The organism is Bacillus sp. SD088, assembly GCF_017355205.1.
GTDB lineage: Bacteria > Bacillota > Bacilli > Bacillales > Bacillaceae_C > Lederbergia.
Genome location: NZ_JADIJK010000048.1, coordinates 1 through 22,816 on the forward strand (window position 1 = coordinate 1; position 22,816 = coordinate 22,816).

The following is a 22,816-nucleotide window of genomic DNA, read 5'->3' on the forward strand; positions in this document are numbered from 1 at the left end:
AATAGATCAATGATTTCCTTTGTGGCTTCCCATTCTTCTGCTGACTCTTTCAAAAAAGCCTTACCTAAGGTTGTGATTTTATAATATTTTCTTTTCCCCCCAAAAGAAACACTGCCAAAATAAGACTCGATTAAATCCTTTTTTTCCAAACGCTGAAATACAGCATATAAAGTGGCCTCTTTGATTTGAAAACGATTATTCGTACGTTGGCTAATTTCCTTCGATATTTCATAACCGTATCGATCCTCTTCCAAAATCAAACGCAAAATAATCGAATCTAAATGCCCGCGGATAATATCACTTCTGATCATATTGACACTTCCTTGTTTCATCACTATTCTATCTGATGGAGTAATAATATCGCATATTGCTCTATCTGTCAAAGTAATTTTTGAAAAAAGGGGCCAGTCCCCCAGCGCTTTAAAGCGCTGGGGGACTGGCCCCAAAAAAGTTAGGCGAGTTGTTGTTCGGCGAATTCCCGGTACAATGGGTGGGCGCGGGTGAGTTCGTGGTGGGAGCCGCTGCCGGTTATTTTTCCGTTTTCGATGAAGATGATTTTGTCGGCGTCGACGATGGTGGATAGTCGATGGGCGATGACAAAGGTTGTTCGTCCTTGCATGAGCCGAGTTAAGGCTTGTTGGACGATGCTTTCCGATTGACTATCCAAGCTTGCCGTTGCTTCATCCATCATCAAAATTTTAGGATCTCTTAAAAATGCCCGTGCAATGGCAATTCGTTGTCTTTGACCACCAGAAAGTTTGACCCCACGTTCACCGACTTCCGTGTCCAGACCATTTGGAAAGGCGTGGATGAACTGATCGGCATAAGCCATCTTAGCCACTTCCCATAATCGTTCATCTGGAATTTCTTCTGCATTCTCTAGACCATAACAAAGATTTTCTCGGATCGTGCCTGCCATCATGGCACTTTCTTGTGAAACATATCCAATTTGATCACGCCAAGATGCTATAGACAATTTATAAATAGAGGTGTCACCAATATAGATATCCCCAGAAGTAGGCTGATAAAATCGTTCCATCAGACCAAACATCGTCGTTTTTCCTCCACCGCTTGGTCCAGCAAAAGCAATCATTTCTCCTGGCTTTGCTTCAAACGAGATGTTTTCTAAGACAGGTTCATCCTCACTGTAGGAAAAAGAAATGTTTTGCACAGAAATTGGCTTTGCTGCAATATCCATGTCAATTCCTTCTTGTCCCTCTTCCAAAGGCAATTCTAAAATACCAATAATTCTTTCGGTTGCTCCTTTTGCCTTTTGCAATTGAGTGAAGAATGTAGCAAAAGAGGTAATTGGCATAATAATTTGGAAAAGATAGAGGAGAAAGGCAACAAGTGATCCTGTCGACATCGCTCCACTCGCTACACGCATTCCTCCATATCCGATAATCATAACGATCACCACCATGACCACTAAATACATAATCGGAGCAATAAGGGCAAAAATCCGTGCTTCTTTTAAACCATAGCCTAGTAGTTTTTCGATCCCAAATAAGCCTTTTTTCTCTTCGCTTTGTTCAGCATTGGAGGCTTTCATTAAGCGAATTTCGCCAAGAGTTTGTTGAACATGTCCTGTGAAAACAGCAGTTTCATCCTGTAATCCTCGGGATATTTTCGCCATTTTCCTGCCTAGTGGCAGCATAATTGCTATCGTTAAGGGTACAGAGAGCAGCATAATCAATGTCATCTTCCAGTCCATCACTAGTAAAATGGTAATTGCACCGATAATGGAAATAATCCCTGTAACAAATTGTGGAAAATGTTGTGAGATTAAATCTTTCACAATACTCGTATCATTGACAACTCGGCTAACCGTTTCACCGCTTGAATTTTTGTCAAAATAGCTGACAGGGAGGCGAATCAGTTTTAGCCACATGGAATCTCGCAGTTTTGCGACAATCTTTTGCCCAACGGCTGTTAAAAGGTACATCGAAACGCCATTAATCGCAGCCTGAATGATAAACGCAAGCACAATTGCTATGATAAGGGGGACACTTAAAGAAGAAACTGAAAAGCCGTCAACCAAATTTTTGGTCAGTAGCGGGACGACTAATCCTGCTAAAGTTGTGATCATACTTGCAATAAGTCCCATCGTCAAAGCTAGCTTTGGGATATTGGTGGATAATAGTAATGAGATAAACGGTTTTAAACTGTTTTGTGGATTATTTTTCATGATGTAACTCCTTTTCTGCATAATAGCTGGATTTAAGAAATGCTTAGTGAATTTCTTCTCGTTTGTCTGTCTTCTGTTCCAGAGTGAACAGGAGGGAACGTAAGCACAATGGTTGTACCTTCGTGTAGCTTACTCCTTACATGAATATCGCCATTATGCAAATCGATAATTTTTTTTACGATCGAAAGACCTAATCCACTGCCGCTTGTTTGGCGAGAGCGAGCTTTATCGGCTTTATAAAATCGCTCAAATAAATGAAGTTGATCTTTCTCTGCAATGCCAATCCCCGTATCTGAAATTTCTACTATAACCTTTTCTTTTTGGAGAGAGGCACTCATGCGAATCGTTCCACCCGCTGGTGTAAATTTGATCGCATTATGAAGCAGATTCATCCACACTTGATTAAGCAAATCTTCATTTGCAGTTATCCATAAATTTTTTGAAGAAAATTCCATTTCAATTTGTTTATCCAACCATTGAGGTTCACAAGATAAAATTGCTTGCTGAATTTGTTTATCCAATCGATACTCTGCTAGTTCGAGGGAATGGTGAGCCGATTCTAAGTATGTTAATTTTAATAAATTATCACTAAGTTTGGATAAACGTTCACTTTCCGTTTCGATAATAGAAAGATAATGCAATCTATCTTTTGGAGGTAGGTGTTCGTTTTTTAAGGCTCGGGCAAATCCGCTAATAGAAGTAAGCGGAGATTGAATTTCATGAGAAACGTTTGAAACAAATTCTTGGCGCATCCTTTCCGTTTGTGCTAACTCTTTAGACATATAATGAATATTGTCGACGATTTCCGCAAAGGGATTGGGATGGTCATCGTCCTCAATCTTAGGCAAGCTCACATTATAATTCCCCTGAGCAATTTGCTTGATGGCATAGATAATGGATTGATAAAATTCGGCCTGTTTTTGCCTTTGACGAGTAAAAAGGCGTGTCAATAAAAACATTCCACAACCAAATAGGAAAAAGCCTAACAGGGAATTGATTATCTGTACCCAATAAGTGTGTAATTGGATGGAATAGAAGGTATAGAACCAATTTGTTGAGAAATACGCCCCAGACCAACAAATAGATAGAGCGAGAATAACAATGAAAAAGCCGAGTGCTATTTTGAGGCGCATTTTCAGCATAAGGGAGACTCCAGTCGATAGCCTAAGCCACGAATGGTCTTGATAACAAAATTCTTCTGTTCATCGGGAAATCTTTTTCTCAATCGTTTAATATGGACATCCACTGTCCGTTCATCCCCTTCATAATCATAACCCCAAATATTTTCAATTAATTGTTCCCGTGTAAAAGTTTTCCCAGGATAACTTCCCAAAAGAAAAAGTAATTCAAACTCTTTTCTTGGCAAGTCAACTGAATGATTTTGATAATGAGCTTCAAGCGTTTTGTAGTTTAAAGAGAGTTCCCCTATTTGTATTTGCTGAGAAATAGAAATTTGATATCGTTTCAACAATGCCTTTACTCTTGCTACAAGTTCCAATGGTTCGAATGGTTTTACTAAATAATCGTCTGTCCCCATATCGAAACCTTTTAGCTTATCTGTTGTTTCTCTCTTTGCGGTCAACATTAAGAGTGGGAAATCATAAAAATCTCTAAGCTCACGACACAACTCCCAGCCATCCATATTAGGCATCATAATATCTAAAATCACCAAATCTACCTGGATAGATTCCAACATGGTAAGAGCTTCTAACCCATCGGAAGCTTCATATACCTGGAACCCTTCATCACGTAAAAGCAAGGAAATCAACTCACGAATATATGCATCATCATCAACCATTAAAATTTTCGTCACAATCGATCATTCCTTTTTTAATTTCAATTCTATCCCATTTAATGACTACCCCTATTTTTGCTACAACAAGATCATAATATAACAATATGAACTATATATGAACTCAAAAAAGGGGCCAGTCCCCCAGTGCTTTAAAGCGCTGGGGGACCGGCCCCTTTTTTATTATGGTTTGTTGATGCTTCCCATAAACAAGATTGTATCTGTTGGATGGTCTGTGATGATGATGATGAATGGGCGATTGATTTCCATGATGAAGGGAGGGTTAATTGGAGCGGATGTCGTTTTTATTTCAGTAGAGGTGGCAGCCGCTGCTTCAGTTCCTGTTTCATTTACGTCAATGAATGTTTTTTGTTTCACTTCGCTAATCCACAAAGGGTCTTCTTCTTGGATCATCTTTGAAAAATTTGCCTTATTCTCGTCAAAGGCGGTCCTCATCCCTAGCTTTTCCAGACTCTCATTAAGGGTAGTTTCATATTCAAGTTGAAATTTTGGTAGCATGACCGTTCCTTCCTGGGATGTTAATTCTTGCTGCCAGTCTTGCCAGCTTTCATTGGCTAGTAATGAGTGAACTTCTTCCAAACTTGAGTTTTCTTTTGGTAAAATTACATTCATACTCATATCCTCATCATCCCCATAAGGAAGAGTCACGGCTTGAATATATTCATTTTCCATATAGGCTAGCTCTTCATTGAGTGTCATAATTGGAACTTCTGTTGAGGATCCATCTTCTAAATGAAAGGGCTGATCTTCGGTCAACTCCTGATTAAATTCATAGGTCCAATTTCCATTAAAATAAATGGCATTGATAAGGATCGAAACCATATTGGGATCTAATGAGGAATCGACGATATCCTCTATTTTCCCATTGGTCGCCTTTTTCACCCAGTCATTGATTGTATTCGATGCTTTGCTGTCATGTACATCGATCTCTTGGATCATCGCATTAAAATAATCCTCAGTATTGTCTTTAAAATGTTCTTGAAAATGGAAATGCTCATTCAGCCATATAGAATTGGCTACAGTTAATTCCACATCTTCTGAATGATCATGAAGCATGGACATAAGTGAGGCATTGGCTTTATTTAAATCTGTTACATCAATCCCTTCCATTTGTAATGCCTTGGCTATTTCCTCTTTTGTTTCAGCATCAGCCCCATTATAGACCATCGAAAGTGCCATCAATAAACTAGTAGGAGAAATAAAAACATTTCCTTGATCATCTGGATCCACCTGAGACAATAATTGAAAACCTAATGCATTATTAGCAGAATGGATCTTTTCATAATCCTTTGCCCCATAATCAACATTACTCTCAATCGCTAAACCATCTTGATCTCCCATTGTGCCACATCCAGTCTGAAGTAAAATCAATACCCCGATGATTAGAAAAATCATAGTCCTGTTTTTCAAATGGGTCACCTTCCTTTATAGATTAGACTGTAGGAATGAAGAAAGGTTACAGCCTTTTAAGAATTTCCCAAATTAAAGTAGGGGATACTTAGTATAGTAGGAATATCCGAAGGATTTTTCAAGGCTAAAATTGCGCAGATGTGCTAAAATGCTAAGGATAGAGGAGGGGATTGGTATGGCTTGGCTCTATGTGCTTCTAGCCGCCATTGTTGAAGTGTTTTGGGTGATTGGTTTAAAATACTCAAGCTCTATCATAGAGTGGATTGGTACTGGAATTGTCATTGTACTTAGTTTCTATTTTATTATTAAAGCATGTGAAAAACTACCTGCAGGTACTGTCTATGCCGTTTTTACAGGGTCAGGTGCTGCGGCTATTGTTTTGATTGATTTTCTTATTTTTGATGCTGAATTTTCGCTTGCGAAAGTTTTCTTCATAGGCTTAATTATCGTTGGCGTTATTGGGATTAAAGTCACAACACCTGATGAAGAACCAGCAACAAAGGGAGGGGAGTAGCGTGGCTTGGATCTATTTAATCATTGCCAGTTTAGGTGAAATCTTTGGTGTGATGAGTATTAATCTATATTTGCGTCATAAATCAATTGGTTGGCTCCTCGCCATTATCGGTACATTTGGCGGTGGCTTTCTTTTTCTATCTATGGCTATGCGTGAAATTCCACTAGGAACGGCTTATGCGGTATGGACGGGATTAGGGGCTGTCGGAGCGGTTCTTATCGGGATTCTCTTTTTTAAAGAATCTGCTGGCTGGAAACGAATTTTGTTTTTGTTTTGTATTATTGCTGGAGCAGTCGGTTTAAAGGTATTGGGGGGATAAAAAGAAAACCACCCCTCAGTTATGGGGCAGTTACGATAAGATTCAGTGATCCTATTTGGTATTCTTTTTCTTCGCCGCATTTTCTAGTTTGCTTTTTGGTTCTTCTGCAAGCTCAGTATCGGCGTAGCCTTGTGGGTTTACGCTTGTAGCATTTCTCCCCTTATTTTGGGTATGAAGCTTTTTTCTTGGGACATTTTTTTCTCTTGTCATTGCTTTTCACCTCATTAACATGATTTCTCTTTTTATTATTACCAAGGTTAGAAAATCTATGAGATCGTCAAAAATCTAAATAGTGAACTTCTCTTTTTTTATTGCTGTTATCCACACATAAATATTTATATCATTTCGCCCACAGATGCATACTCTGTAGTAGGTCATTAAGATTGACGAGAAGGGAAGCTGAAATCAATGGGGAAGTTCGGAAAAATAATAGGTGTGGCTGGAGCAGTAGCCGGAGCTACCTACCTGTCCAGCAGTGAAAATCGAGAAAAAATCAAAAGCCAATTTACGAAGGTTGTCAGTAAGTTGAATTCATCCTATATAAAAGATTTAGGGAAACCTTCAGAAGTAGAGGATGCCAAAATGGTGGATGAAGGCGCAATGACAAGTGTTCAGTATTATAATGAACTACAAGAGGAATCTGGAGAAGAATAAAAATGTTTAGGAACTGTCCAATAAAGTGAAACTTCAATCAGTGGGGGTTTTCCTTCATCCCCCACAGATTGTTAGTTGAACAAATCGGGCTTTTACTGGCTGTTGATCCCCCACTTACAATTCTAGGTTTTTTCCACGAATTCTTGAAGTGGGGGTCTTACAGCCAGTTAATGCGGGATAAATTTTCAACAACGAAAAAAGAAGGGAGAATCCTTCTTTTTTTATTTATGCAGCGAAAAGTCATGAAAATGCTCATTTCCAAGAGCATAATTTATCTACTAATAGAAAACAGTAAAGGAACCATCTCAAATTATTTCCTTTCACTCCATAAAATGATATATTAATATATATTATATATTAGGGTGTGCTACCTAGGGAGGAAACAAAATGGAAGTGGAAAAGTCAAATAAGCCAATGTATGAACAAATTTACGATGAATTATGTAAAAAAATAATAAACAAGCAATATCAGGAAGGAGATCGTGTTCCATCTGAAAAAGAATTGGCTGAATTATATGAGGTAAGTCGGATTACAAGTAAAAAAGCATTGGAACTACTAGCTAATGATGGATTAATTGTGCGATTACCTGGTAAAGGCTCGTTTGTAAGGGAAGTGGATCTAGACAAACAAGTAAAGCCCTCAAAAGCGATGAATGAGAGGTCAAAAGGATTATTAATTGGTCTTGTCATGACCGATTTTGATTACGGATTTGGAACTCATATTGTACACGGGGTGGAAGAAGCTTCAAGAGAGCATGATTGTTTCCCTATTATACGACGAACAATGGGCCTGATTGAAAATGAGATTAAGGCGATTAAGGAACTTCTTCACTTAGGAGTAGATGGATTAATCGTATTTCCCGCTCAAGGTGAATATTTTAATGAAGAAATATTAAGAGTTGCCATCGATAAGTTCCCCCTTGTTTTAATTGATCGATATTTTAAAGGGATTGCAGCAACATCGATTAGTACAGATAATGTTTCAGCTACTAAAAAAGCGATCCACTATTTATTTGAGCTTGGACATGAGAATATCGGTCTGATCACACCGCCACCCGTTGACACCACTGCCATCGAAGAAAGGATGGAAGGCTTCACCTTGGCGTATGATGAAAAGGGCTTAGCTGTGAACAAAGCGCTTTGGGCAACGGATCTTACAAGTACACTGCCCAATGCATTTACCAGTGAAAATATTCGAGAGGATATTGATAAAATAAAGCATTATTTACAAGAAAATCCGGAAATCACAGCATTGTTTGCAGTAGAATATAACTTGGCTTTAATTGCCAAGAAGGCCATCGAAGAATTAGAGTTAAAGGTACCGAAAGATATTTCAATTGTTAGTTTTGATAGTCCAGAATTCCCTTTGGCCGATGGTTATTTATTTACACATTTGAAACAACAGGAGAAAGTGATTGGAAGAAAGGCAGTAGAAAATATCTTGAAAATGAAGAGTAACTCATCCGTTTCCCCAAGACAATTACTAGAGGCGGAGTTGGTGATTGGAGAATCGACTACACGTATCAAAAAATAATGTTCAATGCCCTACATTCCTTAAAATTATCGGTCATGTAGGGCGTTTATAATCGTCCCTGAGCATTATCATAAGATAATTTTTTTCTGTGTTTTCGCACTTTCTATGGCGCCAAAGACCATTTTCATGCTTTCAATATTGTCATGGCAATCCGTTTCTGCTAATCGCTCCTCCTTAAGAGCCGCAAACATTTCATCTAGGCATCCCCAATGTCCTTCTTGACCAGCCCAATCGCTGTTCACTTCACCTTTTCTCATTGAGTTGATAAAAGTAGCTTCTTGTTCAAATTCAATGACTTCATATATAGGATTATGCTGTCCATCCCAGCATGCGGTGCCCTTATTACCTGTGACACGCCAGTCCGCCTCCCATGAGGTATTCATTCCTTCCGCACACCAGGAACCATTATAAGAAAATACTGCTCCATTACTCATTTCAAAAATACAGATAGCAGAGGCATTGCCTTTATACCAAGATCCTGGCGGGTTATACTCATGGCAATAAACAGATACAGGATCAGCCCCACTGATGAAACGAGCCTGATCAAAGGTATGAATGGCCATATCTAGAATCAGTGGATGGTCCATTAGATCGCGAAATCCACCAAAGTGGGCACCGATGAAAAAGTCCGCATGAAGAGAACCAACCGTTCCGATGGTCCCGGCGGATAGAAGATCCCGGAATGCCCGAATCTGCTGCAAATATCTACGGTTTTGCATAACCGCATATTTATTTCCCGTTTGGTTAGCCACTTCTAAAACCGCTTGCGCATCCTCTAATGATTCTGCCATTGGTTTTTCTCCAAAAACGTGGCAGCCAGCTTGTAATGCAGTAGTGACGATCTTTTTATGAGCGGCAGGAATCGTGACATCAAAAACCAGATTGGCATTTGTTGCTTCTATAGCTTCAGATAAGTCAGTAAATACCGGTACTTTTATATTCCGCTGTTCTGCCATTTTTTCCGCTGCCTCTAAATAAACATCCACAAGCCCTACGATTTCAGCATCTTCCCGATACGCCGCATAATCTAACCATGTATTTGCCATGCTGCCACAACCAGCAACAATAATTTTAAATGAATTCATTTATTCTAGCTCCTTTGCTTTGTTTGATTTATTTTGGATTAGAAATAAAGTGAAACTTCATTCAGTGGGGGTTTTTTCATCCGAATGTTAGTTGAACCTTATAATTCTCGTTTTTACCTCGAATTCTTGAAGTGGGGGTCTTACTGCCAGTTAATTCGGGATAAAATCTCTTCCACCACATTGTTTTAAATAATTCAGTCCATGGACTTGTCCAGTCATTTCCCAATCATTAGAATAGACGGGATCATGAAATCCTTCAATATCAATACTCCCTTTGTAATCATGTTGACGTAAAATCGAGATAATGTCAGTCCAATTGGTATCACCAAAACCAGGGGTTCGATGCCAGACAAATTGTTTAGGTTCATGGGTTCCATATTCTTTTATAATATCCCATGCTATCGTTGCATCCTTTCCATGAACATTAAAGATTTTCCAATCCATTTACGAAGCTGTGGGATAGGGTCAATCAGGCTAACCATTTGATGACAGGGTCCCATTGCAAACCGATATTTTCTTTTGGTACTGCATTAAACATCATCTCCCATGCTGTCGGATTGTGCGCAATATTCCAATCACCTTCCTGCCAAGTTCCTCCCATATCGCAGTTTTCAAAGGCAACTTTTACTCCATTATCTGCTGCACGATTGGTTAGCTGTCCAAAAACTTCAGCAAAGCGTGGCATTGATTGATCAATGGAACCAGGTACTCTGTCCGTAAAACCTAGCAATTCTGATTTGTGACATTTAGAACACTCCCTATGTTTTTAAATGAATGTCTTACATTTATCGTATAAGAAAGGTTTTTCCATATCTACGGCGAATCTTATTAGATAATCGAACAATTTTACGATTTTAAAAGACAAAATATTGATGGTTATAAAAGCAAATTGCTAATTTAAGAAAAAACTAGGGGGAGAGTATGGTCCAAAAACATTTAAAGGAATCTACGTTTATACCTGATAAGACCTTTCCCATCAATGTATTTTATACAAATGGAATCCATTTGCATTGGCATGATCACATGGAGTGGGTAATGATTAAAGAAGGGAAGGCTGTCGTTCAAATTGATGATGTTTTTGTACATTTAAAAAAAGGAGAGATTGCTCTTTTTCATCCAAAACAATTACATGCCGCCCATGTGCTAGAAGCGGATACAAGATTGATTGCCATTGTTTTTAATGAAGCGATTATTCGAAATAGTGGTTTAGATAATACAGAGAATCTATATTTTTTTCCTTATTTTAACGAACAGATAAAAATGCCCAACTTCTTAAGAAAGGAAGATGCGCATACGAAGGAAATTAGAAAGTCCATTTCAAATTTAATCGATGAATTTGAACGGAAAGAGACAGGCTATGAGCTTATGGTAAAGTCAGAATTATACCGAACCTTTAGTATGATATTTCGAAATTACGCTTATATCGAGGATGTGCCCGCCTCTCGAATACAAAAGAAATATAAATTAACAACTTTACTTAATTATTTACGTGAGAATTTTTATGAAAGTATAAGCGTAGAAGAAGCTGCGAAAATGGTTAACCTAAGCCCCAATCATTTTTGTAAGGTTTTTAAAAAGGTAACAGGTAAGACTTTAATTGAGTATCTTAACATACTTAGAGTATATGAGGCCGAAAAAATGCTTGCTGAAACAGATTGGTCAATTATGGAGATTGCTGAAAAGGTAGGGTATGAGAGTGTTACCTATTTTGGAAGGGTCTTTAAGCAAGTGAAAGGCATGCCACCTTCAGCCAAAAGAAAAATGTTTAGACAGGAAGAATTTAAAATAGGCAAATGACTTTGTGGAGCGTTGTTCTGGAAATTCAGAATGCAAGCTGTGTTAGAAAAAGACGCTGTGGATAGAAGCGGAAGAATTAAGCAGGGAATTGATGACGTATTTTACTAGAAAGGTATCTACGGCAAGGCTAGTACGAAATAAAACATACTAGTATTAGTAGCACAGACCAAGACCATGGTTTGTGCTACTATTTTTATAGTAAATAAATTAGCTGAAGATAGGCTTCGTTCGTGCCGCCCTAGGGTAACACCTGCATGACCTATCTCAGCAAGAGAGTCTTTTTGGGGATGCTCAATTTTTAAAGACAGTCCCAATTTAATTAACTGTTTTTTAGTTGAAACTCCATCATAAATTTACTTAATGCTACACAAGCTTCTCTTGGCACAGCATTATAGCTAGATGCACGGCAACCACCGACAGAACGATGGCCATTTAAACCGACAAAACCGGCTTCTTTAGCTTCCGTTAAAAATTTCTTTTCTAATTCTTCATTGTTCAAGCGGAAGGTAATATTCATAAGAGAACGGCTTTCCTTTTCAGCGTGACCATAATAAAATCCGTTACTATGATCGATCGTATCATATATTATTTTTGCCTTTTCTTCATTTCTGTTTGCGATACTATCAACTCCACCTTGCTCTTCAACCCATTTTAACACTTTTCCAAGCATGTAAATTCCAAAAGTAGGAGGGGTGTGGAAGAGAGAGCTCGTTTTCGCATGGGTGTTATATTTTAATATCGTTGGAACATTGGCGTTAGATTTTTCTAATAGATCCTTACGAATAATCACGACTGTTACACCAGAGGGACCGAGGTTTTTTTGCGCACCAGCATAAATAAGTCCAAATTGATTGACATCAATAGGTCTAGAAAGAATATCACTAGACATATCTGCAATTAAAGGGACATCTCCTGTTTCAGGGAATTCCTTCCATTGAGTACCATAGATTGTATTATTAGATGTCAAATGGATATAGGCATCTTGTTCATTGAACGTCAATTCATTTAGAGCTGGAATTACTTGGTAATGATTTTCTTTTGAACTTGCAACACGATAAGCATCACCCAATAACTCCGCTTCTTTGATCGCTTTTTCAGACCATGAGCCCGTCATGATGTACCCAGCTTTTTGCCCGGGACTTAAGAAATTCATTGGGATCATTGAAAATTGTAAACTAGCTCCGCCTTGTAGAAAAAGTACGTCATATTGATCTGAGATAGAAAGTAATGATTTTAAACGAGCAATTGCCTGATTATGTACCTCTTCATAAGCAACACTTCGATGGCTTAATTCCATAACGGACATCCCAGTTCCTTGGAAATCAACAAGCTCCTTTTGAGCTTTTTCCAATACAGAAAGAGGAAGAGCCGAAGGCCCCGCGTTAAAATTATAAGCACGTTGTTTCAATATGTATCACTCCTAAGAAATTAAACTTGATTGCATTATACACCTTTCAGAAGGGTGAGAGGGTAAAAAATGACAAAAATATAGTTTTCAATTTTTTTTACCTTATCTTTAATCACTGGTAGCTGATCATAAAATGAAGGATGTAATGAAAAAATAGAGGATATCATCTGACAAGAATAAGAAGATCCTGGCGGATTTTTTTGATCCCGCCCTCTTTCTACATGATATAATAAGGAGGTCTAGAAGAGTGATTTGAAAATTGCATATTTTAAGTGGCTAAGAGGGTAGAACAGGGGGGGAGAATGTTGAAAAAAAGAATATGGATTTCGCTAGCGAGTGTTATGATGATCTTACTGATAGCACTTGTTATTGCAGGGAATTATTTTTATGGTCAAGGAATCAAGCGAGGGACTGAAATTGAAATTCATAAAGAAGCAACAACGGTTAATGCAGAAGCAAGTGAACTGGACCAAAGTCTTTTAGCGGAAGCAAAGGCTTGGTACGATGAACAAGATCCTGAAATACTGGATTTAATCTCATATGATAATTTAAGGCTGAGGGCAAAATATATCCAAAATGAGCAGCAGACTGGAAAAGCGGTGATATTAGCTCATGGATTCCGGAATACCGGGGATGACATGGGGAAATTAGCAAAATTTTATTATCAGGAAGGTTTCAACATTTTGCTGCCAGATGCTCGGGGACACGGGGATAGTGAAGGCAAATATATTGGCTATGGCTGGCATGAAAGGCTTGACTATCTTGATTGGATTCAACTTCTAATCAATGAACATGGTGCAAAAGAGATCCTTTTACATGGGAATTCCATGGGGGCTGCAACTGTGCTAATGACAAGCGGCGAAAATTTACCCGATGAAGTTAAAGGAATTGTTGCCGATAGTGGCTACAGTTCGGTGAAGGCTGAGCTCCAGCATCAATTGAAAAATATTTATCATCTTCCGTCTTTCCCATTGTTAAACGTAACAAGTGTGATCACAAACATAAAAGCAGGATATACCTTTGAAGAGGCTTCAGCTGTGAAACAAGTGAAAAAAAATACTCGGCCATTATTCATTATCCACGGAGATGCTGATGATCTCGTTCCAACTGCGATGGGGCACGAATTGTATGAAGCAGCGGATGGCGAAAAGGAATTATGGATTGTGCCAGATGCTGGTCATACTAAGGCTTTCGATAATCTCACAGAGGAATATGAAAATCGTTTAAAAGAGTTTTTGGATGCGATCCTCTAGTGAATTATTAAAGAGGCAGTACAGTTCATTGTGTTGACTTTCAATACTGAAATGTTATAAGGAGGAGCTAGTTACTGGCTCCTTATTTTATTTAAAGATAAGAAAGTATAAAATTTTGGCTAGTGTTTTGATCTAGCTCCAGCGCCTAGCCCCTCGAGGTCAAATAACCTGAGCCAATAAAAGTCAAAACCGGACTTTTCTTGTCTCAGAACATTTGCTTGTCGGGGCTGAGCAAGGCGCTTGCGCTTTTCTTATTGTTCATTCTTAATGCAGGGAAGCCCATACTAATCTAAAGAACCCCATAATGAAAACAAGAACCCCATTTTTTTTCTAAGAAACCCATAAGCAAGACCAGAAACCCAATCCCAATACTCCGGCCTGGACAGTCTTTTCATAATGGATCGACAAAATAAATTATTGTTTCTATGCTTTTGAGAAACGATCCTGTAAAAATGCGGAACATAAGAATGGTTAATATTTTATAATAGAAGACTGAAAAACACCTTTAACTCCTATTCTAGATCAAATCTGGTGGAAAATTGTAAATTTTTTTAAGAAATCGACGAATTTCGACGACCTTTTTAAAAAAGGTGTTGTAGAATTCCTTGTATAGGTATGATTTCTAAAGAAGATAACATGAATATTGCTCTTGTGATTGTCTGAATTTCGTTCTACCTTCATCGATTCGTTAATATTGGTATTTAATATTGTAGTTTGTAAAGGATAGGAAGTTCTAGTTCAGAAACGAAGTGCGGATCAAAGTCTCTAATGGAACAGGCATATCAACTTTGAGTTTTGAATTACTAAACAATCCTTTAGGAGAGTATAAACCTCGATGAACACTTGGCCATTCTTTAATCGAATAAACTGGAAAAAGATGAGACCATTTAAGAAACAAAAAGGTAAACAAAAGGTACTAGTGAAAGAGGAAAAAAGAGAAAATCATGATGAAATTATTGGTCGTTTAGCAGCTTTTTTTGCCCATGAAATTCGAAACCCTTTGACCTCGATTATTGGGTTTACTCAATTTCTTGAGCAAGATCAGACTGTAAAGGCAGACCCGAAGATTAGTCAATATCTTTCCATTATTAAAGATGAAGCTTTGCGAATGGAGTCGTTAATTCAGGAACTTCTTATTTTATCTACAACTGATTTTCAGAAGGATCATTTATCCATTATTAATGTGAAAAACATGGTAGAAAAGTCAATCGCCATTTTTAAAATGCAGCCTGAATATGAAAATGTACAATTTTCTACAGATTTACCAGACGAAATTTATATTACGGGCAATGAATCTCGCCTTAAACAATTGTTCGTCAACCTGATGAATAATGCGATTGAAGCTTCCGAAGGGGATTGTTTGATTCATACCCGTTTGAAAAAAGAGGACAAGGATGTATGGATTTTTATAACGGATAATGGAAAAGGAGTTCCTGAGGAGTTAATTGACCATTTATTTTCGCCATTTTTTACAACCAAAGAAGAGGGCACCGGTGTTGGATTGCCAATCTGTAAAGCGATCGTTGAGACATTGAATGGAGAATTGTCTATCCAAAATCAGCAGCCTAAAGGGACTCAAGTTCGAATCCGACTTCCGTTAATTAAGAACACACCGTGAAAAACATAGAATACGAATGTTAAAAAGGAGTTTAGGTTATGGATATCATCATTACGCTTGTTCTCTCCTTTTTTGAATGGGTATGTTTATTTTTATTTCCAATTACGATATTAGGGTATTCCTTTGAAAAAAAATATAAGGCGATCTCATTTATGGCAGGAATAATGAGCGTCGTTTCTTTGCTACTCCATTATAGTTCACTTCTTATTCCGTACATTATTATTTTACAAATTATTTCAGCATTTCTTTTGGTCAGATGGGTTTTGGCTAACAAAATGCTAGAAGCTTTTGTTATTACAAGTATTGGATATGGCTTTTATATTTTTATACAAATGATTATTATGGAAGTGCTTGTAAGGGCTTTTGCATTGGATTATTTTTATTTCTTTTTCGTCTTTTATAACAAGACGAAAATTCAACTGGTAACGATTCTAATTTTAATGCTAATCAGTACGGTGGTTCGGTTTTCAACCTATCAATTGAATGAGGTCCGTTTTATCATTAGAGGTCCAAGGATGAATAAGAAATATCGAATACTTATTTCGTTGATCTCCATTTCTACGGTTGCTTTTATCTGTCTAACGGCTTGCACACTATTAAGTGAAGCAGCTCCATACAAACAATTGTTGATTTTGTTCGTAATGGTTCTTGGTTTTATTATTTTATCCTTCTATTTGTTTTTACATATTCAGTTTCAAAAACAACAGATTTTGGAAGCCAAACAACTTTTCCTTGATCAAGAGCAGCAGATCATTGATCGTGTTGAACATTTAAAGGAAGAAGGGACTCAGCATTTCCAAGCAGTTCTCAAGCTTGCTGAAAGACAAGCCTACGACCTGATTCCCGATTATATTGAATCCAACCAATTAGATAAAGCACCATCAAAAATCTCTTCAGTCTATCAACAGTTGACTCCGCAACTTGATGAATTGCTGTATATCTTTTTAATTAATAAGAGAAAATTAGGTCAGCTTTTCGGTGTTTCTATTAAAGTATCAGGAGAGGTTTATCAAGAGGTAGCAATTTCCCTGCAACAAATTGTTTGTATTAGTAGAATGATGGATGATTTTATTTATATAATGTTTCAAGCATCAGAGGAACAAGATAAAACGATCCATTTTCATATAGATATGAGAGAGGAAGATTCGATTTCTTTCACCATTAAGAGCCCTTTTCATATTGAAGAGAAAATGGATAAAAATCTCAGCTATTATGATGAATTATTGCAGTTGAAACAACTAGGGGCTGTGATTCAATCGGATTTTCAACCGATTAATCTATCTATTCGCTCTCCGATACTATAAAGTCAATAGAGGAAAAGCACCGCGTTTTGGATAAATCGGGCTTTAACTGGTAGTTGATTGCCCGCCACAATTCTCTATTTCCTTGTATTCCTAAAGTATCGGATCCTACTCGGATAAAAGGATGTGATCAAATGTTTGAAAAATGGGCTATAGCCTTTGCAGATCGAATTAAAAGAGCTAATCCTGAAGAAACAGCTCCACATGATGTGCTTGTCTTTGGCTTTACAATTATTTTTAATCTACTGTTTACAGTTCTTTTAATTATGGTAGTGGGCTGGCTATTGAATGCATATTTCTTAATCTTGCAGGTTGGCTTATCTTTTATGATTCTTCGTATTTTAACTGGCGGTGCTCATCTCCATCAATCCCTTGCCTGCTCGATCACAAGCTTACTATTGTTGGCGACGATTATCTGGGTACCAGAAAAGGATACATATATTTTTGGTTATTGGTTGTTGAGTTTGTTTCTTATAATAAAATTCGCCCCATATTACGAGGAACATCAGTTGAAACATTCTGCACAGTGGGAGAGGAAAAAGAAGATTTCCGCGCTTGTCTGGTTGCTATTAGCTCTTTGTTTCTACTTATATTTCGGACACACAGGATTTATTTTCGGTGCTCTTCTTCAAGCTTTGTTACTAACGCCAATGGGAATAAAGTTCATTCATAGTTTGGATCATCTGGTAAACCAATACTTTAAAGGAGGTGATAAAAGTGAAAAAGCTAGCTAAACACGTTTCTAGAGCTACTCATACCGTTGCTTCAACATTTGTCTCTGCATCAAGTCCATTGGTACATGCACCTAAGATCCCTGCAAGTCTAAAGAAAACGAAATGACGATCAAACAAGAGAGGCCTATCCATTGCGGACGAGCCTCTTTTGATTGGGCTAAAAGCTTTTAAGAAAACTTAGGTTTGTATCTGATATTCCCTGACCTAAGTTGCCATGCTAAAAGAAGAGTACAAGAGCAGCAGCAAGCGGTGTAGCAATGATCCCAGTTTTAAGTAGTTTTTGCGGTGCACGTTTTGTTAGCTTGGCACCAATATAAGAACCGGTCATGGTCCCAATAAGGACCATCAGCAATAGTTGAATATCCAAACTTTCTGCCCAATAATATCCCGCTCCCCCTGCTGCGGCGATTGGCAAGATGATGAGCATGGAGGTACCAGCAGCTAAACGCATGGGTAATCCAAGGAACAACATGAGGCCCAGTTGAATAAACGGAGTCGCTCCAATACCGAATGTGCCAGACAAGAAACCAGTTACTAATCCAAGAGAAATGACAGCAATAGGATATCGATAACTCTTTTTATTTAGTGGAACGGAATGGTCTGAAGCTAAGACTAAACGTAGAAAGAGAGCAATGCTGGATAAAGCAAGCATGCTTGCTGTTAACCAAGTGATTACTGATTCAGGAATAGTAATGGCAATACCTGCACCAAACCACGCGGCCACCGCGCCGATCAATCCGATCATTACTCCACTTAGAATATCTGTATTCCTTTCACGAACATGACTAATGGCACCGGAAAACGAGGTGAACATCATCGCCGCAAGCGCTGTGCCCATAGCGATATGAATAGGATACCCAAATTCCACTGTTAAAATGGCAATCATAAATCCTGAACCACCCGCTCCGATAAAGCCGAGTAATAAGCCAGTGAAAAACATAACAATGATTAATTCCACCATCACCAAAAAACGTCCAACTCCTCAAAAGAATGTTCAAAAAGTCCGGTAAAAATGATACTGCGGGATAAAGGAGCTTCGACTAAGTACCGACACATCTTGTGTCGAACGTCGAAGTCACTACATCCTGTGGGCAACACAGAAGTCAGCACAATTATCCGACTTGCTTTCTTTTTGAATACGCACTCTAACTGAAAAACAATCTATTACTATCATAGTTTTTCTTTCTATGAAGAGCAATGATAGACTGATAATAGGATTACTAGATCACCCGCAGATTTACGTCTATACTCGTACGATCGGAAAGGAAAAAGTCGTAATCCTCGTTAATTTAACGGATGAACCAGCAAATATAAACGAAGACTTACCTTTTGCTGTAACATCTAGCCAATTATTATTGGCGAATATTGAAGTAAATGAACATGATACTGTGAAAAAACTGTATTTAAAGCCATTTGAAGCAAGAGTGTATACAGTATAGAAGAATTTACAGGATAAATGTGGGCTACACCCTGAATCCAACAATATTCGTGTTAAAAACCTCTTCAGGATTTCCCGTGAAATGACAATTTCCCAGGAAATTCTGGTAGGAAAATGAAAATTCTGTAATATAAAATCCCGAACTTTATAGAAAAAAAGGAGCTATCCAAAGGCAATAAAGTGGCTTTGAAGGCTTCTTTTTTATAGTGAAAATTAAGGATATACAGTTACTTGCTCTAATCAATTAAAATGCTTACAATAATTATACAGATAAGGGGATATAGGGGGTGCTCTGATGCAATCTAAATCTTCTGGAAAATTTGGACAGATTGTAGGAAGAGTGATAATTTTACAAGTATTATTTATGACTTTTACAATATTAGGTTTAGGAATATTTGGTTTTTTACCAGCTCTTCTAGCGGTCATGGCAGTGGCTAGACAATTCTTGCGAGAAACAGCAGAACCATCATCGATCACAAAAATGTTTTGGCGTTTTTATAAGGAAATGTTTGCTAAAGGCAATTTATTTGGGCTCCCATTAATAGTGGGTGCCGTGTTATTACTTATTAATATCTCTCATTTTCAACAAGCCGATGGAGCATTAAGTCAAGTGCTTATATATGGCTCTTATTCTCTGGAGGCAATTATACTTATTCTATTTATTCAAGGGTTACCGTCTCTTGTACATATGGAAATCTCAATTATTCATTTAATAAGAGGGGCTTTTCTTATTACTTTAATTCGCCCCTTTCACACAGCAGCCGTGGCCGCGATGCTTATTGGGATAGGCTGGATTGCTTATAAAATTTCTCTTATTCTAGCTGTACTTCTCATTGCCCCGGTAGCCTATCTATGGATAAGGATTGCATTAAATGCCTTTCTTGGTTTTGTAACAGAGAAGGAAGACAGAGGCATAGAATAGAGGCTTCCGTACTTAATTGTTTTAAAAATTTCAGTATTGTTGCTTATGGATATCGATTTTTTTAACTCCCTTAATCAATGAAGATCATTGTAATCCTCATTGATTAAGTTTTTTTATACAAAGCTTTACTTGTGGTTTAGAGAAACTATAAAATTCTTGGCTTGGAGATAATTGCTTATATCGCGGTCGTCATCCAGCTCCAGCCCAGCGACTAGCAAACTTTCAGCTTCTGCTTGCGTAAGTCAACATCGGCTCATGCTCGCCGTGTTTCCTTTATCTCAGGGCTACAGGAGTACTTCCCCATGTATGGCGTACAAATTGCTTTTAAAGATTTTATTGCTTCATCGGGTATCACGGGGAGTCCATGGATCGGCTTTGAACATTTTAAACGTTTCTTCGATAGTTATTATTTTTGGAGATTAATCAAAAATACTTTATTAATTGGCCTTTACCAATTGGTAGTGGGTTTTCCTCTCAGGGGTATGGCAGGAAATGGGCTGGAGCTCAATTATCTATCTAGCGGCTTTGTCAGCCATTGATCCACAATTGCATGATGCTGCTGAAGTAGATGGAGCAAGTAAATTAAGAAGAATCTGGCACATCAACTTACCAGGGATTAAATCAACGATTATTATTCTCTTAATTCTTCACTCTGGTAAAATACTCGGCGTCGGCTTTGAAAAAGTATTCTTAATGCAAAATGAATTAAACATGAATAGCTCTGATGTGATTGCTACACACGTTTACCGTACCGGAATTATTGATGCTCAGTATAGTTATTCCGCGGCTGTAGGATTATTTGAATCCATTATTAATTTTATTATGCTTTTGATGGTGAATTTCATTGCCAAAAAAGTAAATGACACCAGTCTCTGGATTATTTATACGGTTGTTGGGACAGCTATTAATCTTGCTTTATCGACGATGATTGCGTATCCCTTATCAAGAAAGGATTTTCTAGGGAGAGGAGCGATTACAGCTTTCCTTGTTTTTACCATGTTTTTTAGTGGGGGAATGATTCCGACCTATCTTCTTGTCAAAGATTTAGGAATGATCAATACGATATGGGTGATTGTGATTCCGAACGCGGTTTCCGTGTATAACGTGATCATTATGCGCACATTTTTTCCAAAATATCCCGGAAGGGAGGAGTCAGAAAAACACTTTTTATCTCGTTGGTCATGATGATATTTTTGTTAACAGCCTGTAATAATAAGGCTGGGAATGACGCAAATGAAATTGGCGGAAATGAAGAGCCTAATAAAGAAGGGTTTCCGATTGTCGATGAGCCGATTGATTTGAAATTCTTTACTGGGAAATATCCTTCCAATTCGGATCAATACGAGGATTTATTGATTTGGAAGAAGTATGCGGAAGAAACGAATGTGAATGTAGAATTTGAATTGCATCCGTTTGATACACTTAGTGAAAAAAAGGGCGTTGTGTTGGCAGGGGGAGACTATCCGGATGCCTTTTATTCAGCGCGTTTATCTTCCTCAGAGTTATTGAAACGGATGAGCTGCGCTTTTACCGCACAGATCCGAAATATAAAGAAGTCTTAGAGTATGTCCATACATTATATAGTGAAGGTCTAATCGATAAGGAGATTTTTGAAATTGAGAGCGGACAATTAAATGCCAAAGGAGCAGAGGGCTTATTGGGCTCTGTGATTGTCCCAAATCCAAGTTCTATGATGGATAAAGATGGATTTATTGGTTTAAGTGCATTGGAAGGTCCCCATGGTGATCAACTGTATAGTCAATTAAAAACGCCGATTGTGCATGTTGGAGCCTTTGCAATTACAGACAAAAACGAACATCCTGCCGCAACCGTCCGGTGGATGGATCATTTCTTTAGTGATGAGGGAGCAACCTTCTACTTTATGGGAGTTGAAGGAGAAACCTTTGAGAAAAAGGGTGAAAAAGAGCTGGAGTATGTAGAAGAAATTACCGATAACCCAGATGGTCTTACGTATGCACAAGCAATTGAGAAGTACTTTAGCTGGAATGGGGGAAGTTACCCAGGTTATGTCCGGGAATGGTATTTTAAAGGGTCTGAATCCCATCCTAATGCTTTAGAAGCAGCAGAAAAAGCGCGAGATTATATTGGGGAAACATATAATGCATTTAACTATACGGAAGAAGAAATTAACTTTAAATCTTCCGTAGGAGAAGACATTGCCCAATATATTTCAGAAAAAGAAGCCGAGTTTATCACAGGGAGAACATCCTTTAATGAATGGGACAGCTTCGTCGAGCAAATCGATAAAATGGGAAAAGACCGCTTAATGGAAATAGAAAATGAAGCATTTGAGAGATATAAAGAGAGTAATTAAATAGTAGATAGAGAGAATTGGAGGAGCTGTCCAAAAAAAGTAGTGAACTGACTTTTTGGACGCTCTTCTTTTTTTGAAAGTGGGTTGGTACGAGCTCTTGCTGTAATGAATTTAATGTTCGAAGATTAACCGCTTTTTATTAGCGATGAAAAAGTGATAAGAAAGCCGATAGCGAATACATTATAATGAGGTTGATAGAATGTAGGCTAGTCTATTAGAACAGCAGGGGGAGTATAGGATGAAAAAGTGGTTGTATACACTCATGATTCTACTGGTTATCTTTCAATCAGCTTGTAGCAAAGAGACAGAGGGCAACCAAGTTGAGCTAGGAACAGACGAAAATCTTAATAAAACAGGTATGCCGATTGTCAATGAACCAATTACGATCAAAATGTTTGTGGGAATGGCGGCTAAAACACAAAGTAATTGGGATGATATTTTAATTTGGAATACGTACGAGGAAATGACAAATGTTCATATTGATTGGGAGGTAC

General features: G+C 37.9%; 25 protein-coding genes and 2 pseudogenes. 16 read left to right on the plus strand and 11 right to left on the minus strand.

The genetic code is table 11. The features are described from left to right. From IPU53_RS23980 to IPU53_RS24000, 5 genes are all read right to left on the minus strand, one after another. Nucleotides 1-311 (minus strand): PadR family transcriptional regulator (locus IPU53_RS23980; protein WP_207453908.1); only part of this gene is annotated, 311 nt, incomplete at its 3' end. A 140-nt stretch (nt 312-451) separates the two neighbouring features. Further along, on the minus strand, nt 452-2,188 hold the full coding sequence (locus tag IPU53_RS23985; RefSeq protein ID WP_207453910.1) for an ABC transporter ATP-binding protein: 1,737 nt from the start codon (nt 2,186-2,188) through the stop codon (nt 452-454). Between the two features lie 32 nt (nt 2,189-2,220). Then, nucleotides 2,221-3,330: a sensor histidine kinase gene (locus IPU53_RS23990; RefSeq protein WP_207453913.1), complete on the minus strand. Its 1,110-nt coding sequence runs from the start codon at nt 3,328-3,330 to the stop codon at nt 2,221-2,223. Continuing rightward, nucleotides 3,324-4,001: a response regulator transcription factor gene (locus IPU53_RS23995; RefSeq protein WP_207453915.1), complete on the minus strand. Its 678-nt coding sequence runs from the start codon at nt 3,999-4,001 to the stop codon at nt 3,324-3,326. The genes IPU53_RS23990 and IPU53_RS23995 overlap by 7 nt, the downstream gene beginning before the upstream one ends. A gap of 162 nt (nt 4,002-4,163) precedes the next feature. Continuing rightward, entirely contained in the window at nt 4,164-5,411 is a 1,248-nt protein-coding gene (locus tag IPU53_RS24000) for a serpin family protein (protein ID WP_207453917.1), read from the minus strand. Nucleotides 5,412-5,586: 175 nt separating this feature from the next. Here IPU53_RS24000 and IPU53_RS24005 point away from each other — a divergent pair, with 175 nt between their 5' ends. Both IPU53_RS24005 and IPU53_RS24010 read left to right on the plus strand, forming a co-directional pair. Further along, complete coding sequence (locus tag IPU53_RS24005; RefSeq protein ID WP_207453919.1) at nt 5,587-5,925, plus strand: DMT family transporter; 339 nt, start codon at nt 5,587-5,589, stop codon at nt 5,923-5,925. A gap of 1 nt (nt 5,926) precedes the next feature. After that, on the plus strand, nt 5,927-6,244 hold the full coding sequence (locus IPU53_RS24010) for a DMT family transporter (protein ID WP_207453921.1): 318 nt from the start codon (nt 5,927-5,929) through the stop codon (nt 6,242-6,244). A 51-nt stretch (nt 6,245-6,295) separates the two neighbouring features. Here IPU53_RS24010 and sspL read toward each other — a convergent pair whose 3' ends face one another. Beyond that, nucleotides 6,296-6,454 (minus strand): small, acid-soluble spore protein L, encoded by a 159-nt coding sequence (gene sspL, locus IPU53_RS24015; protein ID WP_207453923.1) that lies wholly within the window; start codon nt 6,452-6,454, stop codon nt 6,296-6,298. Between the two features lie 198 nt (nt 6,455-6,652). On the opposite strand from sspL, the gene IPU53_RS24020 reads away from it, so the two are divergent. After that, nucleotides 6,653-6,898: a hypothetical protein gene (locus IPU53_RS24020; RefSeq protein WP_207453925.1), complete on the plus strand. Its 246-nt coding sequence runs from the start codon at nt 6,653-6,655 to the stop codon at nt 6,896-6,898. Nucleotides 6,899-7,285: 387 nt separating this feature from the next. Further along, the gene (locus IPU53_RS24025; protein ID WP_207453927.1) at nt 7,286-8,431 is read left to right on the plus strand and encodes a GntR family transcriptional regulator; all 1,146 of its coding nucleotides are present in this window, start codon (nt 7,286-7,288) and stop codon (nt 8,429-8,431) included. 68 nt (nt 8,432-8,499) lie between these two features. Here IPU53_RS24025 and IPU53_RS24030 read toward each other — a convergent pair whose 3' ends face one another. The 3 genes from IPU53_RS24030 to IPU53_RS25170 form a co-directional block, all read right to left on the minus strand. Further along, nucleotides 8,500-9,516 (minus strand): Gfo/Idh/MocA family protein, encoded by a 1,017-nt coding sequence (locus IPU53_RS24030; protein WP_207453929.1) that lies wholly within the window; start codon nt 9,514-9,516, stop codon nt 8,500-8,502. 150 nt (nt 9,517-9,666) lie between these two features. Further along, nucleotides 9,667-9,960, minus strand: coding sequence for a hypothetical protein (locus IPU53_RS25165; RefSeq protein WP_242698546.1), 294 nt, complete (start codon nt 9,958-9,960; stop codon nt 9,667-9,669). 25 nt (nt 9,961-9,985) lie between these two features. Continuing rightward, complete coding sequence (locus IPU53_RS25170) at nt 9,986-10,246, minus strand: sugar phosphate isomerase/epimerase (RefSeq protein ID WP_242698547.1); 261 nt, start codon at nt 10,244-10,246, stop codon at nt 9,986-9,988. Between the two features lie 191 nt (nt 10,247-10,437). On the opposite strand from IPU53_RS25170, the gene IPU53_RS24040 reads away from it, so the two are divergent. Further along, a complete protein-coding gene (locus IPU53_RS24040) occupies nt 10,438-11,313 on the plus strand; it encodes an AraC family transcriptional regulator (protein WP_207453932.1) in 876 nt (291 codons plus the stop codon). 319 nt (nt 11,314-11,632) lie between these two features. Here IPU53_RS24040 and serC read toward each other — a convergent pair whose 3' ends face one another. Further along, on the minus strand, nt 11,633-12,721 hold the full coding sequence (serC, locus tag IPU53_RS24045) for a 3-phosphoserine/phosphohydroxythreonine transaminase (RefSeq protein ID WP_207453934.1): 1,089 nt from the start codon (nt 12,719-12,721) through the stop codon (nt 11,633-11,635). Between the two features lie 302 nt (nt 12,722-13,023). Here serC and IPU53_RS24050 point away from each other — a divergent pair, with 302 nt between their 5' ends. The 5 genes from IPU53_RS24050 to IPU53_RS25520 all read left to right on the plus strand — a co-directional run bounded on the left by IPU53_RS24050 (nt 13,024) and on the right by IPU53_RS25520 (nt 17,733). Further along, nucleotides 13,024-13,974, plus strand: a complete 951-nt coding sequence (locus tag IPU53_RS24050; RefSeq protein WP_207453936.1) for an alpha/beta hydrolase — start codon at nt 13,024-13,026, stop codon at nt 13,972-13,974. An 835-nt stretch (nt 13,975-14,809) separates the two neighbouring features. Beyond that, complete coding sequence (locus tag IPU53_RS24055; RefSeq protein ID WP_207453938.1) at nt 14,810-15,592, plus strand: sensor histidine kinase; 783 nt, start codon at nt 14,810-14,812, stop codon at nt 15,590-15,592. Nucleotides 15,593-15,630: 38 nt separating this feature from the next. Beyond that, entirely contained in the window at nt 15,631-16,896 is a 1,266-nt protein-coding gene (locus IPU53_RS24060) for a hypothetical protein (RefSeq protein ID WP_207453940.1), read from the plus strand. A gap of 131 nt (nt 16,897-17,027) precedes the next feature. Beyond that, nucleotides 17,028-17,627: an accessory gene regulator ArgB-like protein gene (locus IPU53_RS24065; RefSeq protein WP_207453941.1), complete on the plus strand. Its 600-nt coding sequence runs from the start codon at nt 17,028-17,030 to the stop codon at nt 17,625-17,627. Beyond that, nucleotides 17,611-17,733 carry an AgrD family cyclic lactone autoinducer peptide gene (locus tag IPU53_RS25520; RefSeq protein WP_207453943.1) on the plus strand — a complete coding sequence of 41 codons (123 nt, stop codon included), beginning with the start codon at nt 17,611-17,613 and terminating at the stop codon, nt 17,731-17,733. Before IPU53_RS24065 ends, IPU53_RS25520 begins: the two co-directional genes overlap by 17 nt. A 111-nt stretch (nt 17,734-17,844) precedes the next feature. On the opposite strand, the gene IPU53_RS24075 is transcribed toward IPU53_RS25520, so the two are convergent. Beyond that, on the minus strand, nt 17,845-18,591 hold the full coding sequence (locus IPU53_RS24075; protein ID WP_207453949.1) for a sulfite exporter TauE/SafE family protein: 747 nt from the start codon (nt 18,589-18,591) through the stop codon (nt 17,845-17,847). A gap of 223 nt (nt 18,592-18,814) precedes the next feature. Between IPU53_RS24075 and IPU53_RS24080 the strand changes: the two genes are divergently transcribed. From IPU53_RS24080 to IPU53_RS24100, 6 genes and pseudogenes are all read left to right on the plus strand, one after another. Further along, nucleotides 18,815-19,066: an alpha-glucosidase C-terminal domain-containing protein gene (locus IPU53_RS24080; protein ID WP_207453945.1), complete on the plus strand. Its 252-nt coding sequence runs from the start codon at nt 18,815-18,817 to the stop codon at nt 19,064-19,066. 294 nt (nt 19,067-19,360) lie between these two features. Beyond that, nucleotides 19,361-19,987, plus strand: coding sequence for a YesL family protein (locus IPU53_RS24085; protein ID WP_207453947.1), 627 nt, complete (start codon nt 19,361-19,363; stop codon nt 19,985-19,987). Between the two features lie 290 nt (nt 19,988-20,277). Then, nucleotides 20,278-20,863, plus strand: a pseudogene (locus tag IPU53_RS24090) (ABC transporter permease subunit); the annotation flags it as partial. Nucleotides 20,864-21,180: 317 nt separating this feature from the next. Continuing rightward, on the plus strand, nt 21,181-21,549 hold the full coding sequence (locus IPU53_RS25180) for a hypothetical protein (protein ID WP_242698548.1): 369 nt from the start codon (nt 21,181-21,183) through the stop codon (nt 21,547-21,549). Nucleotides 21,550-21,644: 95 nt separating this feature from the next. Then, nucleotides 21,645-22,322 (plus strand): hypothetical protein, encoded by a 678-nt coding sequence (locus IPU53_RS25185; protein WP_242698549.1) that lies wholly within the window; start codon nt 21,645-21,647, stop codon nt 22,320-22,322. A 238-nt stretch (nt 22,323-22,560) separates the two neighbouring features. Next, nucleotides 22,561-22,816: pseudogene (locus tag IPU53_RS24100) on the plus strand (hypothetical protein); the annotation flags it as partial.

Coding starts and splice junctions, on each gene's coding strand:
- sspL (WP_207453923.1), bottom strand. CDS start 6,454: ATGACAAGAGAAAAAAATGTCCCAAGAAAAAAGCTTCATACCCAAAAT.
- IPU53_RS25165 (WP_242698546.1), bottom strand. CDS start 9,960: ATGGATTGGAAAATCTTTAATGTTCATGGAAAGGATGCAACGATAGCA.
- IPU53_RS24080 (WP_207453945.1), top strand. CDS start 18,815: ATGAAGAGCAATGATAGACTGATAATAGGATTACTAGATCACCCGCAG.
- IPU53_RS24005 (WP_207453919.1), top strand. CDS start 5,587: ATGGCTTGGCTCTATGTGCTTCTAGCCGCCATTGTTGAAGTGTTTTGG.
- IPU53_RS23985 (WP_207453910.1), bottom strand. CDS start 2,188: ATGAAAAATAATCCACAAAACAGTTTAAAACCGTTTATCTCATTACTA.
- IPU53_RS24050 (WP_207453936.1), top strand. CDS start 13,024: ATGTTGAAAAAAAGAATATGGATTTCGCTAGCGAGTGTTATGATGATC.
- IPU53_RS24065 (WP_207453941.1), top strand. CDS start 17,028: ATGTTTGAAAAATGGGCTATAGCCTTTGCAGATCGAATTAAAAGAGCT.
- IPU53_RS24085 (WP_207453947.1), top strand. CDS start 19,361: ATGCAATCTAAATCTTCTGGAAAATTTGGACAGATTGTAGGAAGAGTG.
- IPU53_RS24025 (WP_207453927.1), top strand. CDS start 7,286: ATGGAAGTGGAAAAGTCAAATAAGCCAATGTATGAACAAATTTACGAT.
- IPU53_RS24030 (WP_207453929.1), bottom strand. CDS start 9,516: ATGAATTCATTTAAAATTATTGTTGCTGGTTGTGGCAGCATGGCAAAT.
- IPU53_RS24040 (WP_207453932.1), top strand. CDS start 10,438: ATGGTCCAAAAACATTTAAAGGAATCTACGTTTATACCTGATAAGACC.
- IPU53_RS23990 (WP_207453913.1), bottom strand. CDS start 3,330: ATGCTGAAAATGCGCCTCAAAATAGCACTCGGCTTTTTCATTGTTATT.
- IPU53_RS24060 (WP_207453940.1), top strand. CDS start 15,631: ATGGATATCATCATTACGCTTGTTCTCTCCTTTTTTGAATGGGTATGT.
- IPU53_RS24055 (WP_207453938.1), top strand. CDS start 14,810: ATGAACACTTGGCCATTCTTTAATCGAATAAACTGGAAAAAGATGAGA.
- IPU53_RS24020 (WP_207453925.1), top strand. CDS start 6,653: ATGGGGAAGTTCGGAAAAATAATAGGTGTGGCTGGAGCAGTAGCCGGA.